General features: G+C 57.8%; 11 protein-coding genes, 1 tRNA gene and 1 pseudogene. 7 read left to right on the forward strand and 6 right to left on the reverse strand.

Annotation, left to right across the window (positions count from 1 at the left end; translation table 11 throughout):
- Together J7E41_RS27540 and J7E41_RS27545 are read right to left on the reverse strand one after the other, a co-directional pair.
- Nucleotides 1–130 (reverse strand): annotated as a pseudogene (locus J7E41_RS27540) (IS630 family transposase); the annotation flags it as partial.
- 67 nt (nucleotides 131–197) lie between these two features.
- Nucleotides 198–1,004: an acyltransferase family protein gene (locus J7E41_RS27545; RefSeq protein ID WP_214997389.1), complete on the reverse strand. Its 807-nt coding sequence runs from the start codon at nucleotides 1,002–1,004 to the stop codon at nucleotides 198–200.
- Between the two features lie 278 nt (nucleotides 1,005–1,282).
- On the opposite strand from J7E41_RS27545, the gene J7E41_RS27550 reads away from it, so the two are divergent.
- The 4 genes from J7E41_RS27550 (at nucleotide 1,283) to J7E41_RS27565 (ending at nucleotide 3,487) form a co-directional block, all read left to right on the forward strand.
- Nucleotides 1,283–1,708: a structural protein gene (locus J7E41_RS27550; protein ID WP_214997390.1), complete on the forward strand. Its 426-nt coding sequence runs from the start codon at nucleotides 1,283–1,285 to the stop codon at nucleotides 1,706–1,708.
- Nucleotides 1,705–2,025, forward strand: coding sequence for a DUF6527 family protein (locus J7E41_RS27555; RefSeq protein ID WP_214997391.1), 321 nt, complete (start codon nucleotides 1,705–1,707; stop codon nucleotides 2,023–2,025). Before J7E41_RS27550 ends, J7E41_RS27555 begins: the two co-directional genes overlap by 4 nt.
- On the forward strand, nucleotides 2,010–2,543 hold the full coding sequence (locus tag J7E41_RS27560; protein WP_214997392.1) for a lysis system i-spanin subunit Rz: 534 nt from the start codon (nucleotides 2,010–2,012) through the stop codon (nucleotides 2,541–2,543). The genes J7E41_RS27555 and J7E41_RS27560 overlap by 16 nt, the downstream gene beginning before the upstream one ends.
- Before the next feature lie 149 nt (nucleotides 2,544–2,692).
- Nucleotides 2,693–3,487, forward strand: a complete 795-nt coding sequence (locus tag J7E41_RS27565; RefSeq protein WP_214997393.1) for a DNA adenine methylase — start codon at nucleotides 2,693–2,695, stop codon at nucleotides 3,485–3,487.
- A gap of 76 nt (nucleotides 3,488–3,563) precedes the next feature.
- Here the strand turns inward: J7E41_RS27565 and J7E41_RS27570 are convergent, their stop codons facing one another.
- A complete protein-coding gene (locus tag J7E41_RS27570; protein ID WP_251029722.1) occupies nucleotides 3,564–3,932 on the reverse strand; it encodes a helix-turn-helix transcriptional regulator in 369 nt (122 codons plus the stop codon).
- 240 nt (nucleotides 3,933–4,172) lie between these two features.
- On the opposite strand from J7E41_RS27570, the gene J7E41_RS27575 reads away from it, so the two are divergent.
- From J7E41_RS27575 to J7E41_RS27585, 3 genes are all read left to right on the forward strand, one after another.
- A complete protein-coding gene (locus J7E41_RS27575; RefSeq protein WP_251029723.1) occupies nucleotides 4,173–4,460 on the forward strand; it encodes a type II toxin-antitoxin system Phd/YefM family antitoxin in 288 nt (95 codons plus the stop codon).
- Between the two features lie 12 nt (nucleotides 4,461–4,472).
- Nucleotides 4,473–4,760, forward strand: coding sequence for a type II toxin-antitoxin system RelE family toxin (locus J7E41_RS27580; RefSeq protein WP_214997394.1), 288 nt, complete (start codon nucleotides 4,473–4,475; stop codon nucleotides 4,758–4,760).
- 451 nt (nucleotides 4,761–5,211) lie between these two features.
- Nucleotides 5,212–7,113, forward strand: a complete 1,902-nt coding sequence (locus tag J7E41_RS27585; protein WP_214997395.1) for a potassium transporter Kup — start codon at nucleotides 5,212–5,214, stop codon at nucleotides 7,111–7,113.
- 103 nt (nucleotides 7,114–7,216) lie between these two features.
- Here J7E41_RS27585 and J7E41_RS27590 read toward each other — a convergent pair whose 3' ends face one another.
- The 3 genes from J7E41_RS27590 to J7E41_RS27600 all read right to left on the reverse strand — a co-directional run bounded on the left by J7E41_RS27590 (nucleotide 7,217) and on the right by J7E41_RS27600 (nucleotide 11,491).
- Nucleotides 7,217–8,503 carry a virulence factor family protein gene (locus tag J7E41_RS27590; RefSeq protein ID WP_214997396.1) on the reverse strand — a complete coding sequence of 429 codons (1,287 nt, stop codon included), beginning with the start codon at nucleotides 8,501–8,503 and terminating at the stop codon, nucleotides 7,217–7,219.
- Nucleotides 8,503–11,145, reverse strand: a complete 2,643-nt coding sequence (gene mprF / locus J7E41_RS27595; protein WP_214997397.1) for a bifunctional lysylphosphatidylglycerol flippase/synthetase MprF — start codon at nucleotides 11,143–11,145, stop codon at nucleotides 8,503–8,505. The genes J7E41_RS27590 and mprF overlap by 1 nt, the downstream gene beginning before the upstream one ends.
- 269 nt (nucleotides 11,146–11,414) lie before the next feature.
- Nucleotides 11,415–11,491 (reverse strand) — tRNA-Met (locus J7E41_RS27600).
- Nucleotides 11,492–11,540 lie beyond the last annotated feature (49 nt).

Raw genomic sequence — 11,540 nt, forward strand, 5'->3', positions numbered from 1 at the left:
CATCAGTCAGCAGAAGCAGGATGCGAGCCCGCTCGGCAAGGGCCTGTCCCAGCGTACTCATCCTCATCCAACCTTGCAGGGTAATGAGATCAGAAGGCGTTAAAGCGAAGGGAGCAGCTGGCCGAGGCATACGTATAACCAATCCATGACATTGGGCGCATAGTATATCGTCGCCTGTAGAAAAATGAATTAACCGCTCAGGCCACTAGTAGGGGCCATTGAATAGTCATCTTTTTATCAGTGACAACTAGTCCCACAATCCCGGCAAAAAGCAATGCCAAACCTAACTGGAACCAACTGTTAGAACCATTTAGTGATAAGGGGGAACCCTGCGCCTGGTAAGCAATCATTCCAACGCCAAAGAATAGAGAACCCCAAGCGACCCATCCAAGCGCTGTCTTCCGTTCTCTGTAAATGATCGCGAGTAATGCTCCGAGGCACAAAGTATCAAGATTTGAAGTTAGCGGTGCAAAAGGAACATATGATGTGTTTTCGCCAATCCAAAATCTAGAAAGAACAGATGCAGTGATAAGGAAAAAAATCATTGGCTTAAGGTAATGTCGCCCTACAAAGAATATCAGAAAGGGCCAGATCATATAGAACTGTTCTTCTACAGCTAACGTCCAGGTATGGCCCAACTCCATGCCCGGAACCAAGTGGAACTGATTCGCACCAAGGTAATAGTTTTGAAGGTAAAGTAAGAAGTGTGTCCACCCGCTTGTCTGAACGCCTAGTGCTGCGCACCACAGGGCAATAACGAATAGATACAAGTAGTAAAGGGGGAAAATTCTTAGGCATCTACGTGCGTAAAAAGTATAAAAGTAGTTTCCTGGCTGGCTGTCTTTGTTGTCCAGCAATATCCCTGTTATGAGAAAGCCTGAAATAACAAAGAAGAACGGAACCCCCGCCCACCCGTAGCCAAACTGAGTCCAGCCAAGGTGATAAAACATCACAGCTATGACTGCAACAGCCCTAAGTTCGTCGAATCCTTGTATGTGCTTCATGTGCCACTCAGTCCATATTTTTGGCGGAATCTACGCTTCGCACCATTAAAAAGCCATTAGAAATGCCATTTCAGGTGCAAAAAAATTGAACTGTACGTGGCGATACATTGTCGCGGCGAGTCAGGTGTGCAGGTGCTGGTTTTTTCTTTCGGCCATTTGACGTCCCGGGCGTACCTTACTTTTAAAAAGAATATCGAATCCTGATGTCGATCTGCAGCTGCTGCAGCTCGCACCCAACACTGCCGCCTTGAGCGGTTTTTTTTCGCCTGGAGAAAAGTATGCCTATCACCGCAACCCGTGGGGTGCGCAACCGCAACCCCGGAAACATCGATTACAAACCAGCCAACCAGTGGCAGGGCCAACTGAAGCCTGATCCGGCCGTAGAGAAGCGGTTTGCACGCTTCGACACTCCGGAGAACGGCATTCGTGCGCTGGGCAAGGTGCTGCTGACTTACCAGCGCAAGCACGGGTTGAAGACGGTCAGGGCCATCATCAGTCGGTGGGCGCCCTCGGTGGAGAACGATACGTCCGCGTACGTGCGGGCTGTGGAGGAGAACACCGGCACTCGCCCGGGCGCCGAGGTTGACCTGGCCCAGCCGTCGGTAATGGCCGGTTTCGTCAAGGCGATCATTCATCACGAGAACGCGGGGTATGCCTACTCTGACGCGGTGCTGGCTGAAGGCGTGCGGCGGGCGCTGGCATGAGTGAAATAAAAACGATCTCCCGCGTCCTGGGCCAGGCTGCCGACGGCTCGCTGTGGTTCTTCTGCAAGGGTTGCGATCTTCCGCACAGCCTGAATGTTGGAATGGACCCTGGCCCACGCTGGGGCTACAACGGAAACGCCGAGTCGCCAACGTTCACGCCTTCTGTGCTATCGCTCTATGGGATGCATGGAAAGGATGTTGTCTGCCACTCATTCGTCACCGATGGGCGAATCCAGTACCTGGGCGACTGCACGCATGCACTGGCTGGTCAAACTGTCGATCTGCCGAATTGGGAGGAGTCATGGGCGAATTGGTAAGGCAGTACAAGTTCGCGCTGATCCTATTTTCGTGCGTGCTGCTGATCGGCATTGGTGCTGGCGCCGCCTGGCAGGTGCAGGACTGGCGGATGGGCAAGCAGCTCGTCGAGCAGGCGGCCCAGTTCCAAACGGACCTGAGCACCATCAGCAATGCCGCCACCGCCCAGGCACGCGCCGAACAAGACAAGCGTCTGTCCACAGAGCAGGCCCTGGCTATAGCCGACCAACAACACACCAAGGAATTATCCGATGCCCAACGTGAGCAGGCTCGCCTGCGTGATCGGCTGGCTACTGCTGATGTGCGGTTGTCAGTCGTACTCGCCGCCACCGATGCCACCAGCAGCTGTTCAGTGCCAACCACCACCGCCACCGGCCGCGTGGTTCATGGCACCACAAGAGCCGAACTTGACCCAGCGTATGCTCAACGAATTATCGGCATCACCGATGCCGGCGACCAAGGATTGATCGCCCTGCGGGCCTGTCAGGCCTACGCAAAAGAAGTTTCTACACCGAAGTAAAAGGAGCGGCCGGGCAGGATGCGTCAACATCCAGCCCGGCCACCTTCCCCGCAGATAGTCCCTGCAAGTCCAGCCAAGGCTCCTGCTTCGTGCACAAAGCGGAGTGAGCCTAGCACTGTTTATTCATACAGCAAAGGTCTTGCTAACATATGTCCTCACCCATCATCCCTTGGATGGGCGGCAAACGCCGCCTGGCCGATCGCCTTATCCCGCTCTTCCCGCCTCATGAATGCTACGTTGAAGTCTTTGCCGGCGGTGCCGCACTCTACTTCATGCGTCCCCAGGCCGCGCCCGTTGAAGTCCTTAACGACATAAACGGCGACCTGGTGACGCTGTACCGTGTAGTGCAGAACCACCTGGAAGAATTCGTGCGCCAGTTCAAGTGGGCGCTCAGTTCCCGTCAGGTGTTCGAGTGGCAGAAGATGACCCGCCCCGAAACTCTCACCGACATCCAGCGCGCCGCCCGGTTTTTTTACCTGCAGCACCATGCCTTCGCCGGCAAGGTGACGGGGCAGACGTTTGGTACCGCGACCACTGGCCCGGCCATCAACCTGCTGCGGATCGAGGAAAACCTCTCGGCAGCGTGGCAGCGTCTGTCCGGAACCTATGTTGAAAATCTGAGCTGGCTTGAGTGCGCCGAACGCTACGACCGTGCTCATACCTTCCACTACATGGACCCGCCTTACTGGCAGACGGCCGGTTATGGTGTGGATTTTCCCTTTGAGAATTACGAGCGTATGGCCGACTTCATGCGGCGCTGCAAGGGCAAGGTGATGGTTAGCATCAACGATCATCCGGACATTCGGCGGGTATTTGAGGGGTTCCATTTCGAGACTCTTGATATCCGATACACCACGACAAACCAGCGGCAAGGCAAGGCCGAGATCAGCGGTGAGTTGGTTATCATGAACTGGGAGCCTGCGGCATTAGGCGGACTGTTCTGACGGGTGACATTATCTGCTAACGGGCGTTACGCGAAGACGTCGGTCTCGCCCGTAGCGGCTTGAAAAAGCTGAGTGCTTATTCAATCAAATGAAAATCGTCTCTTCCTCTAGGGTTGGTTGTTCCGCCCCTGCAGTTACTGCCCCTCATTGGCTCGTGTCCTGGAATGAAGATCAGCCCTTCCTTTTCAAAGCTAAATGACAAGGCTTGCATCGTTACTCGCCGGAGTTTGCGGACGCCCAGTTCTAGTTCTTTGATTGCTTTAACTGATACCTCGGACCGAAACGCCAGAGCTTCGACGGACCAACCAACCATTTCCCTCGCTTTCGCGCAGTGGGCTTTTGAAAAGCCAAGAGAAAGATCCTCAGCGAACAGCCAAAATCCCTTGTCAATTTCGGCTTTTTTTAGGCTGCGAGCCTGGTCCAAGTCGGTAATTTTTCTGGTCATGGTTAAGCTCTCCTTTGCTGTGTTTATATACAGTTCTGTAAGGAGGCTAAACCGATTCGTGTGCATTGGCTACGAATAAAGGCAGAGAGACGATGTTCGGACTCTGCAAGCCTTAAGGCGAGGTTCCATTTGGTGTGGGATAGTGTGGTATGGTGTTGAATAGTGTGTAATAATATGCGCACAAATACATGTACATGAGTATGTGGTTTTGATAGCTTTAGTTCGCGTTGGAGGAACGGAATGGCGTTGTTAGAGCGTGCTGATCAGGCTGTATCAGTTACGGCCATGGTCAGGAGCTTCAGTGCGAAGCTTAAAGAGGTGTCTAGCCGGACAATCGAGCGGCTCGTGGTCTTCAAGGATAACGAGCCTGCTGCGGTCATCATTAATGTGGACGCCTATCAGGAAATGCTAGACGAGCTTGAGAACCTGCGGGTTGAAGCGACCGCCCGTGAGAGGTTGATCGGCTTTGATAAAGCCAATGCGATTGCCCACGATGAGATGCGTGCGCGGTATAGCAATAACGATTAATGAGGGGGCTGGATGGTTTGGGGGGTTATTTATCATCCGGATGTTCGGGACGATCTTGATCAGCTAGGTGCTGCTGGTGCTAACCGTATCTTGGATGTGATTGAGGAGCGGATTATCAATGGCGAGCCAGATAAAAGTGGCAAGCCTCTACGGGGCAGCCTAGCGGGCTGTCGAAGAATCAGAGCTGGGGACACGAGGATCGTCTATCGTGTCGACGGCAAGGCCATCCAGGTTCTGATTGTGGCTGTGGGTGCTAGACGAGATAAAGAGGTTTATGACACGGCTGAGCGTCGGGTGTAGATCATAAGGCCCTGAGTAGTAAGGATTTCCTTGCTGCTCAGGGCCTTTTTTTGTGCGTAGATTATTTGTTCTCTTTAAATATCTTAAGGGCAGCCCAGGGATACAAAGCCGACCTTGGGGTTGGCTTTTGCGATGGTGGTGGACATGTCTAACCTCGGTATTGAATGACGCTGCCGCCGTGAAGGGCAAGGCAGCGGACGGGCACTTGGCGCGCCTCTGATCAAAAAGTGCGCAATTCTATCGACGGGAATCGCTCTTGACCAGCTTTATGCAGGGAAATACGACGAGTGCTGCGCTATGCTTCGCGCCGTTGCGTCTGGGTGAAACCCCGCGGTCAATAAATCGTCTGTAACGAGAAGTAAAACAGCGCATGCTGTGCACAGTTTAGGCGCCGGTCTACGGATGTGCTGTTTATAAAAGACCTCAGGTCAAAAAAGGGCAGGAGTGGTTAATGGGTCAGGCAAGTAGTCAGGCAGCAGGTGCCGAGCATTCCAGCGCAAAGCCGATCGGCATGCTGGTGGCCGCGGTGGGGGTGGTTTACGGCGATATCGGCACTAGCCCGCTCTATACCCTCAAAGAGGTGTTTAACGGCGGTTATGGGGTGCAGGTCAACCATGACGGCGTGCTGGGCGTTCTGGCGCTGATCTTCTGGTCGCTGATCTGGGTGGTATCGATCAAATACATGCTGTTCGTGCTGCGGGCCGACAACCAGGGCGAGGGCGGCATCATGGCGCTGACGGCGCTGGCCCGACGTGCCGCCGCGGATCACCCACGGTTGCGTGGTTTCCTGGTGGTCTGCGGCCTGTGCGGCGCGGCGTTGTTCTACGGTGACAGCATGATCACCCCGGCGATTTCCGTGTTGTCGGCCATCGAAGGTCTGGAGCTGGCGTTCGACGGCCTGGAAAAATGGGTCGTGCCCGTGGCACTGGTGGTGCTGGTGGCGCTGTTTTTGATCCAGAAACATGGCACCGATCGCATTGGCAAGCTGTTCGGGCCAGTCATGGTGACCTGGTTCCTGGTGCTGGGTGGCTTGGGGGTCTATGGCATCCTCCAGCACCCTGAGGTGCTCAGTGCCATGAATCCCGCGTGGGGTGTGCGTTTCTTCATGGTGCACCCAGGCATCGGCGTAGCGATCCTCGGCGCCGTGGTGCTGGCACTCACGGGGGCCGAAGCGCTGTACGCCGACATGGGCCACTTTGGCCGCAAGCCTATCGCCCGCGCCTGGTTCATCCTGGTGCTGCCGGCGCTGGTGCTCAATTACTTCGGCCAGGGCGCCATGCTGCTGGGTGATCCGGAAGCGGCGCGCAACCCGTTCTACCTGCTGGCGCCGAGCTGGGCGCTGATCCCATTGGTGGTGTTGTCGACCCTGGCGACGGTGATTGCGTCCCAGGCGGTGATTTCCGGCGCCTTCTCTCTCACCCGTCAGGCGATACAGCTGGGTTACATCCCGCGCATGCATATCCAGCACACCTCCAGTGCCGAGCAGGGCCAGATCTACATTGGCGCGGTGAACTGGGCGCTGATGGTTGGGGTGATCCTGCTGGTGCTGGGCTTCGAGTCCTCGGGTGCCCTGGCTTCGGCCTATGGCGTGGCAGTGACCGGGACCATGCTGATGACCACGATCCTGGTATCGGCGGTGATGTTGCTGCTGTGGAAATGGCCTCCGGTGCTGGCAGTTCCGGTATTGCTGGGCTTCCTGCTGGTCGATGGCCTGTTCTTCGCCGCCAATGTGCCGAAGATCGTCCAGGGCGGGGCCTTTCCGGTACTGGCGGGGATCGTGCTGTTCGTGTTGATGACCACTTGGAAGCGCGGCAAGCAATTGCTGGTAGAGCGCCTCGATGAGGGTGGGTTGCCGCTGCCGATCTTCATCAGCAGCATCCGTGTGCAGCCACCTCATCGGGTCCAGGGCACCGCGGTGTTCCTCACAGCGCGGCCCGATGCGGTGCCCCACGCCTTGCTGCATAACCTGCTGCATAACCAGGTGTTGCATGAGCAGGTGGTACTGCTGACAGTGGTTTATGAAGACATCCCACGGGTTCCGGCCCAGCGCCGCTTCGAGGTGGATTCCTACGGGGATGGCTTCTTCCGGGTGATTCTGCATTTCGGCTTTACCGATGAGCCGGATGTGCCGCTGGCCCTGAAGTTGTGTCACCTGGACGATCTGGATTTCAGCCCGATGCGTACCACCTACTTCCTCAGTCGTGAGACGGTTATCGCCTCCAAGCTCGAGGGTATGGCGCGCTGGCGCGAAGCGTTGTTCGCCTTCATGCTCAAGAACGCCAACGGCAACCTGCGTTTCTTCAAGCTGCCGGTGAACCGGGTGATCGAACTAGGTACTCAGGTAGAAATGTAAGCCCAATGAAAAGCCCCCGTTGCCTTGCGGCAGCGGGGGCTTTTTTGTGGGCTACTTGATTTGGAACGCTCCCACATTTGACCGAGTAGCGCTGGCTACTCAATCACTCTTCCTTCGCTTTACCCTGGCGCTTTTCGATGATATCCACCAAGCGCTTGGCCAGCGCCGGATAGTTCTCGTCGAAGTGGTGGCCGCCAGGCAGCTTCATGGCTTCACCTACGGCAGTCTTGTCGGTGCAGCCGCTCTCGTCGACTTCCTCGGCGCCGTAGATGCACACCACTTTATCAGCTGGCAGTTTGGCCATTTCCGGGCCGGTGGCGGCTTCTTTACCGGCGTTGCCTAACCAGCCTTCGACTTCAATTTCGAAGCTGCCGGTGCGGGCAAAGGCCAGCAGGATGATCGCATCGACCCGTTGCTGTTCGCTTTCCGGCAGGCGGTTGTAGATCGCTGGCAGCACATCGGCACCAAACGAATAACCGGTCAGCACGAAGCGTTTGGTGCCCCATTTCTGCCGATAGTGCTGCATCAGCTCGGTGAGGTCTTTGGCGCTCTGTTCCGGGGTCTTGTGCTGCCAGTAGTAGCGCAGGGTGTCGATGCCGACCACCGGGTAGCCGATCTTGGCCATTTCCCCGGCCACGTCACGGTCCAGGTCGCGCCAGCCGCCGTCACCGGACAGGAACAGGGTAACGGTGTCTTTGGCTTGGCCGGCAGGCACTTCCACCACAGGAATCGCCAGCCCGCCATTGTCCGAACCCACCAGTTGTTTGCGCAGCTCGTTGTTCAGGATCTGTGGGAAGTGAATGTCGTAGTCGCTGATGCTGGTGGTCGCGCGCGGGGTGTCCCGTACGAAACTGGCACTCTCATCGTCAGGGTTATCGTTCCATGCCACCAGCCAGCTGCCGTGGGCCGAGGTTTTCGGCAACGGGTCCTTGCAGCCTTCCTGAACCAGGGTGAAGCCGACGGAGATGGCATTGGCCTTGTCGTCGTTCTGCGTGGCCAGCCAGCGCCAGGCCAGGGCTGCGCCAGGGCCGATGCCGCTGACCAGGGTCGCCGGGCCTGTGAGTTGGCCCAGGGCGGTTTGCAGGGCTTGTTCCTGCAGCTTGCAGTCGTCTTTGGGCAGGATCACCTGGACGATCTGCGCGGCACCGCCCTGGCTCAGGGTGATCAGTTGGCTGTCAGTCAGGGTTTCGTCGGCCATCACGGCCACGGCCACCCGGGCCTTGGGGGCGGTGCCAGGCGTTACGCGGGTCAGCACGGTACCGTCGGCTTGTGGGAACTGTTCCAGCGTTGGTTGCGGTGCCGGGCGATTCCAGTACCAGTAGCCGGCACCGAGGATCAGTGCCAGTACCACCAAAAATGCCAATACATACCGCCAGGAGCGTCGAATCATTAGCGTTTCACCAATCCAGTCAAGCCGCCTGCAATCAGGGCGGCGGTATCGGCCAGTGCCACCAGCGGATCAAGTCCTGCGGGCACGGCCATGTAACGGGGTTCCCAGTCAGGCTGGAACTTGTCTTTGAAGCGGCGCAAGCCTTGGAAGTTATACAGTTGCTCGCCACGGCGGAACACCATCGAACCCAAGCGTTGGGTCAAGGGCGCACCGCGTCGTGGTTGCAAGCCCGACAACGGCACCATGCCGAGGCTGAAACGGGCGTAGCCGTGACTCTTATAATGTTGAATCAGGCCGACCATCATGAATTCCATGGTCAGCTTCGGCGCGTCCGGGTGCGCACGCATCAGGTCGAGACTGGCCAGGTCGTGATTGTAGGTCTCGAGCAGGTTGGCGAAGGCCACCGTGCGCCCTTCGAAGCGAATGATCGCGATGCGAAAGTGCTTGAGGTAGTCGTCGCTGAAGCGTCCCAGGGAGAAGCCTTTTTCCCGGACGTTCTTGCCGGTCAGCCACGCATCGGAGATGACTTTCAGCTCATCCATCGGTGCCTGGCCCGCCTCAAAAATCTCCAGGGATAGACCATCCCGGCTTCCGCGGTTCCAGGTGTAGCGCAGGTCCTTCATCTCTTTGCCCTTGGCTTCCAGGTCAAAGCGTTTCAGGTCGACGCGGGCTTCTTCGCCCAGCTTGATCGCCGTCAGGCCGATGTCCATGTAGAAGGGCAGGTTCTCGGCCCGGACTTGGTAGAACACCGGGCGCGCATGGTGAATGTCGCACAGGTCGCGAAACTGCCAGATCATCTCGGCCCGCTGCAGGGTCGGGCCGATCGGGTCGTAGAGTGCTACCAGGCTGCGGCCACGGCGGGCGTACATCAGGAACGCCTCGTCGTTGGGGTGAAACAGCAGCGCTTTGTCACCGGTCAACGCGAGGCCGCCGTCGGGTTGCGCCGAGGCCATCAGGATTTTGGTGGCACGCTCCAGCTCATCCGGGGTCGGCAGGTGGATCACCGGGCGGGCGGTGCGCAGCAGCCAGGTCAGGGACACAATCACCAGCAGTACCGCAGCACCCAGTAGCGAGCGCAGGCCGCGCGGGGCGTTGGCATCGAGGGTGAACTGCCACCAGAGTTGATGGCTGTAGGGGACGTCCTGATAGGCGAACAGCAGCAGCCACATCGACGCGCCGAGTACGCAGACGCTGGCCACCAGATACAGCGGCGAGAATGGCAGTTCGGTCAGGCGGCTGGCGCGGTAGAAGGAGCGCCGAAAGATCGCCAGCAGTACGGCAGTCATGGTCATCAGGCTGGCTTCTTCCCAGTCGAAGCCCTTGAGCAGCGACAACAGGGCGCCGGTCAGCAGTAAGACCATCGTCAGCATCCAGGCCGCCGACAGGCGTCGACGCAAACCCTGGGCCAGCAACAGGCATAGCACACCGATCAGGCTGGCACCGAAGTGCGAGGCGTCAATCAGGCGATGAGGAATCAGGAAACCGATGTTTTCCAGGCGCGAGTCGATTTCCGGGGTGGCGCCGGAGAACAGCAGCACCACGCCGGACAAAAAAACCAGTACCGCCAGCACGGGCGCGGCCAAGCCCGAAGCGACCCGCAGACTTTGTTGGGTCTGGAACAGACGCTGGGCCTCATTGACCAGCAGGAACACACAGGCGATTAGCAGTGGCAGTACCACGTAGATCATCCGGTACAGCAGCAGGGCGGCGGCCAATGGTGCGGCACCGAGTTTGTCGGCGAAGGCTGCCAGCAAAATGGCCTCGAACACACCGACACCGCCTGGTACATGGCTGAGCACGCCAGCGGCGAGGGCTAAGAGGTAGACCAGCAGGAACGGCCCAAAAGGTGGTGCTTCCGGCAGCAACATATAAAGCACGGTGGCGGCGGCAGCGACGTCCAGGGCGGTGATGATCAGTTGCAGGAAGGTCAGGCGTCGGCCGGGCAGGCGCAGGGTTCGGCGACCCGCCTTGACCAGCAGATTGTCCGGATAAGGTTGTTCTGGCAGGCGGCGACGATAAATACCGATGCACAGCACCGCCGATAGCAACAGGACGGCCCCGGCGATTCCGCCTAGCAGGCTGGCCGGCAGGTGCAGGGCGTTGGCGGCCGCCGGCAAGTTGCTCAGGGTGGCCAGGGCGGCGAGCGGGGGCAGGGCGCAACCGAGGGCCAGGCTGGCGAACACCGTCATGTGGGCAACTTCTGACGCCCCGATGCCATGACGTGCATATAAACGGTAACGCACCGAGCCGCCGGAGAGCATCGACAGGCCGATCGCATTGCCGATGGCAAAGGCGGTAAACCCGCCGAGGGCCAAGGTTTTGGCTGGCAGCTTCACGCCAGCATAGCGGGCACCGGAAAACTCATAACCCAGCAGAATAATGAAGCCGGCGATAGCGGCGGCGAGTGCGCCCAGCAAGGACGGTTTCGGCACTTCCAGGATCGAGTCATGGAGCGCGTACAGGTCCAGCTCAAGCAGCAGGTGACGGCAGGCGATCAGGGCGATAGCGAACAGCAACAGCGTGACGGCCAGCCCGATGGGTTGACGGTATTTGCTCAACAGATCCAGCCAGTGCAAACGGGTGGGAGTGATCGGTTGTGTCGCTGTGACAGGGTCTTGTGGTTCAGACGAGTTGGCGCGCATCAATCACCTCGTGGATTGTGCGCGACAGGATGGGGGTATCCAGCCAAGTTACCAATCCCTATGGACAAAATAATTACAAATATTAACGCGTATCACCGGGTCCGGCGACAGCGCCCATTGGTCGCAGAGAAGTGTTGAGCATAGTTTGCAATGAGATGGACTCTACAAACCGCGTACGGTTTCATGAAAGATGCCATGCCATTGTTTCAAAAGAACTTTTTCAGCGGATACAAAAAAGGCCACTCTTTCGAGTAGCCTTTTTTGATGTTTGGTTGCGGGAGCCGGATTTGAACCGACGACCTTCGGGTTATGAGCCCGACGAGCTACCAGACTGCTCCATCCCGCGTCTGTGTGGCGGCATTCTACAGAGCAACGCCGAGGTGTCAACCGTTAAT

It is taken from the genome of Pseudomonas fluorescens, assembly GCF_018614655.1.
Classification (GTDB): domain Bacteria; phylum Pseudomonadota; class Gammaproteobacteria; order Pseudomonadales; family Pseudomonadaceae; genus Aquipseudomonas; species Aquipseudomonas fluorescens_BX.

Bases quoted from the DNA above. Each gene is read 5' to 3' on its own strand.
- J7E41_RS27545 (WP_214997389.1), bottom strand. From the start codon at position 1,004: ATGAAGCACATACAAGGATTCGACGAACTTAGGGCTGTTGCAGTCATA.
- J7E41_RS27550 (WP_214997390.1), top strand. From the start codon at position 1,283: ATGCCTATCACCGCAACCCGTGGGGTGCGCAACCGCAACCCCGGAAAC.
- J7E41_RS27555 (WP_214997391.1), top strand. From the start codon at position 1,705: ATGAGTGAAATAAAAACGATCTCCCGCGTCCTGGGCCAGGCTGCCGAC.
- J7E41_RS27560 (WP_214997392.1), top strand. From the start codon at position 2,010: ATGGGCGAATTGGTAAGGCAGTACAAGTTCGCGCTGATCCTATTTTCG.
- J7E41_RS27565 (WP_214997393.1), top strand. From the start codon at position 2,693: ATGTCCTCACCCATCATCCCTTGGATGGGCGGCAAACGCCGCCTGGCC.
- J7E41_RS27570 (WP_251029722.1), bottom strand. From the start codon at position 3,932: ATGACCAGAAAAATTACCGACTTGGACCAGGCTCGCAGCCTAAAAAAA.
- J7E41_RS27575 (WP_251029723.1), top strand. From the start codon at position 4,173: ATGGCGTTGTTAGAGCGTGCTGATCAGGCTGTATCAGTTACGGCCATG.
- J7E41_RS27580 (WP_214997394.1), top strand. From the start codon at position 4,473: ATGGTTTGGGGGGTTATTTATCATCCGGATGTTCGGGACGATCTTGAT.
- J7E41_RS27585 (WP_214997395.1), top strand. From the start codon at position 5,212: ATGGGTCAGGCAAGTAGTCAGGCAGCAGGTGCCGAGCATTCCAGCGCA.
- J7E41_RS27590 (WP_214997396.1), bottom strand. From the start codon at position 8,503: ATGATTCGACGCTCCTGGCGGTATGTATTGGCATTTTTGGTGGTACTG.
- mprF (WP_214997397.1), bottom strand. From the start codon at position 11,145: ATGCGCGCCAACTCGTCTGAACCACAAGACCCTGTCACAGCGACACAA.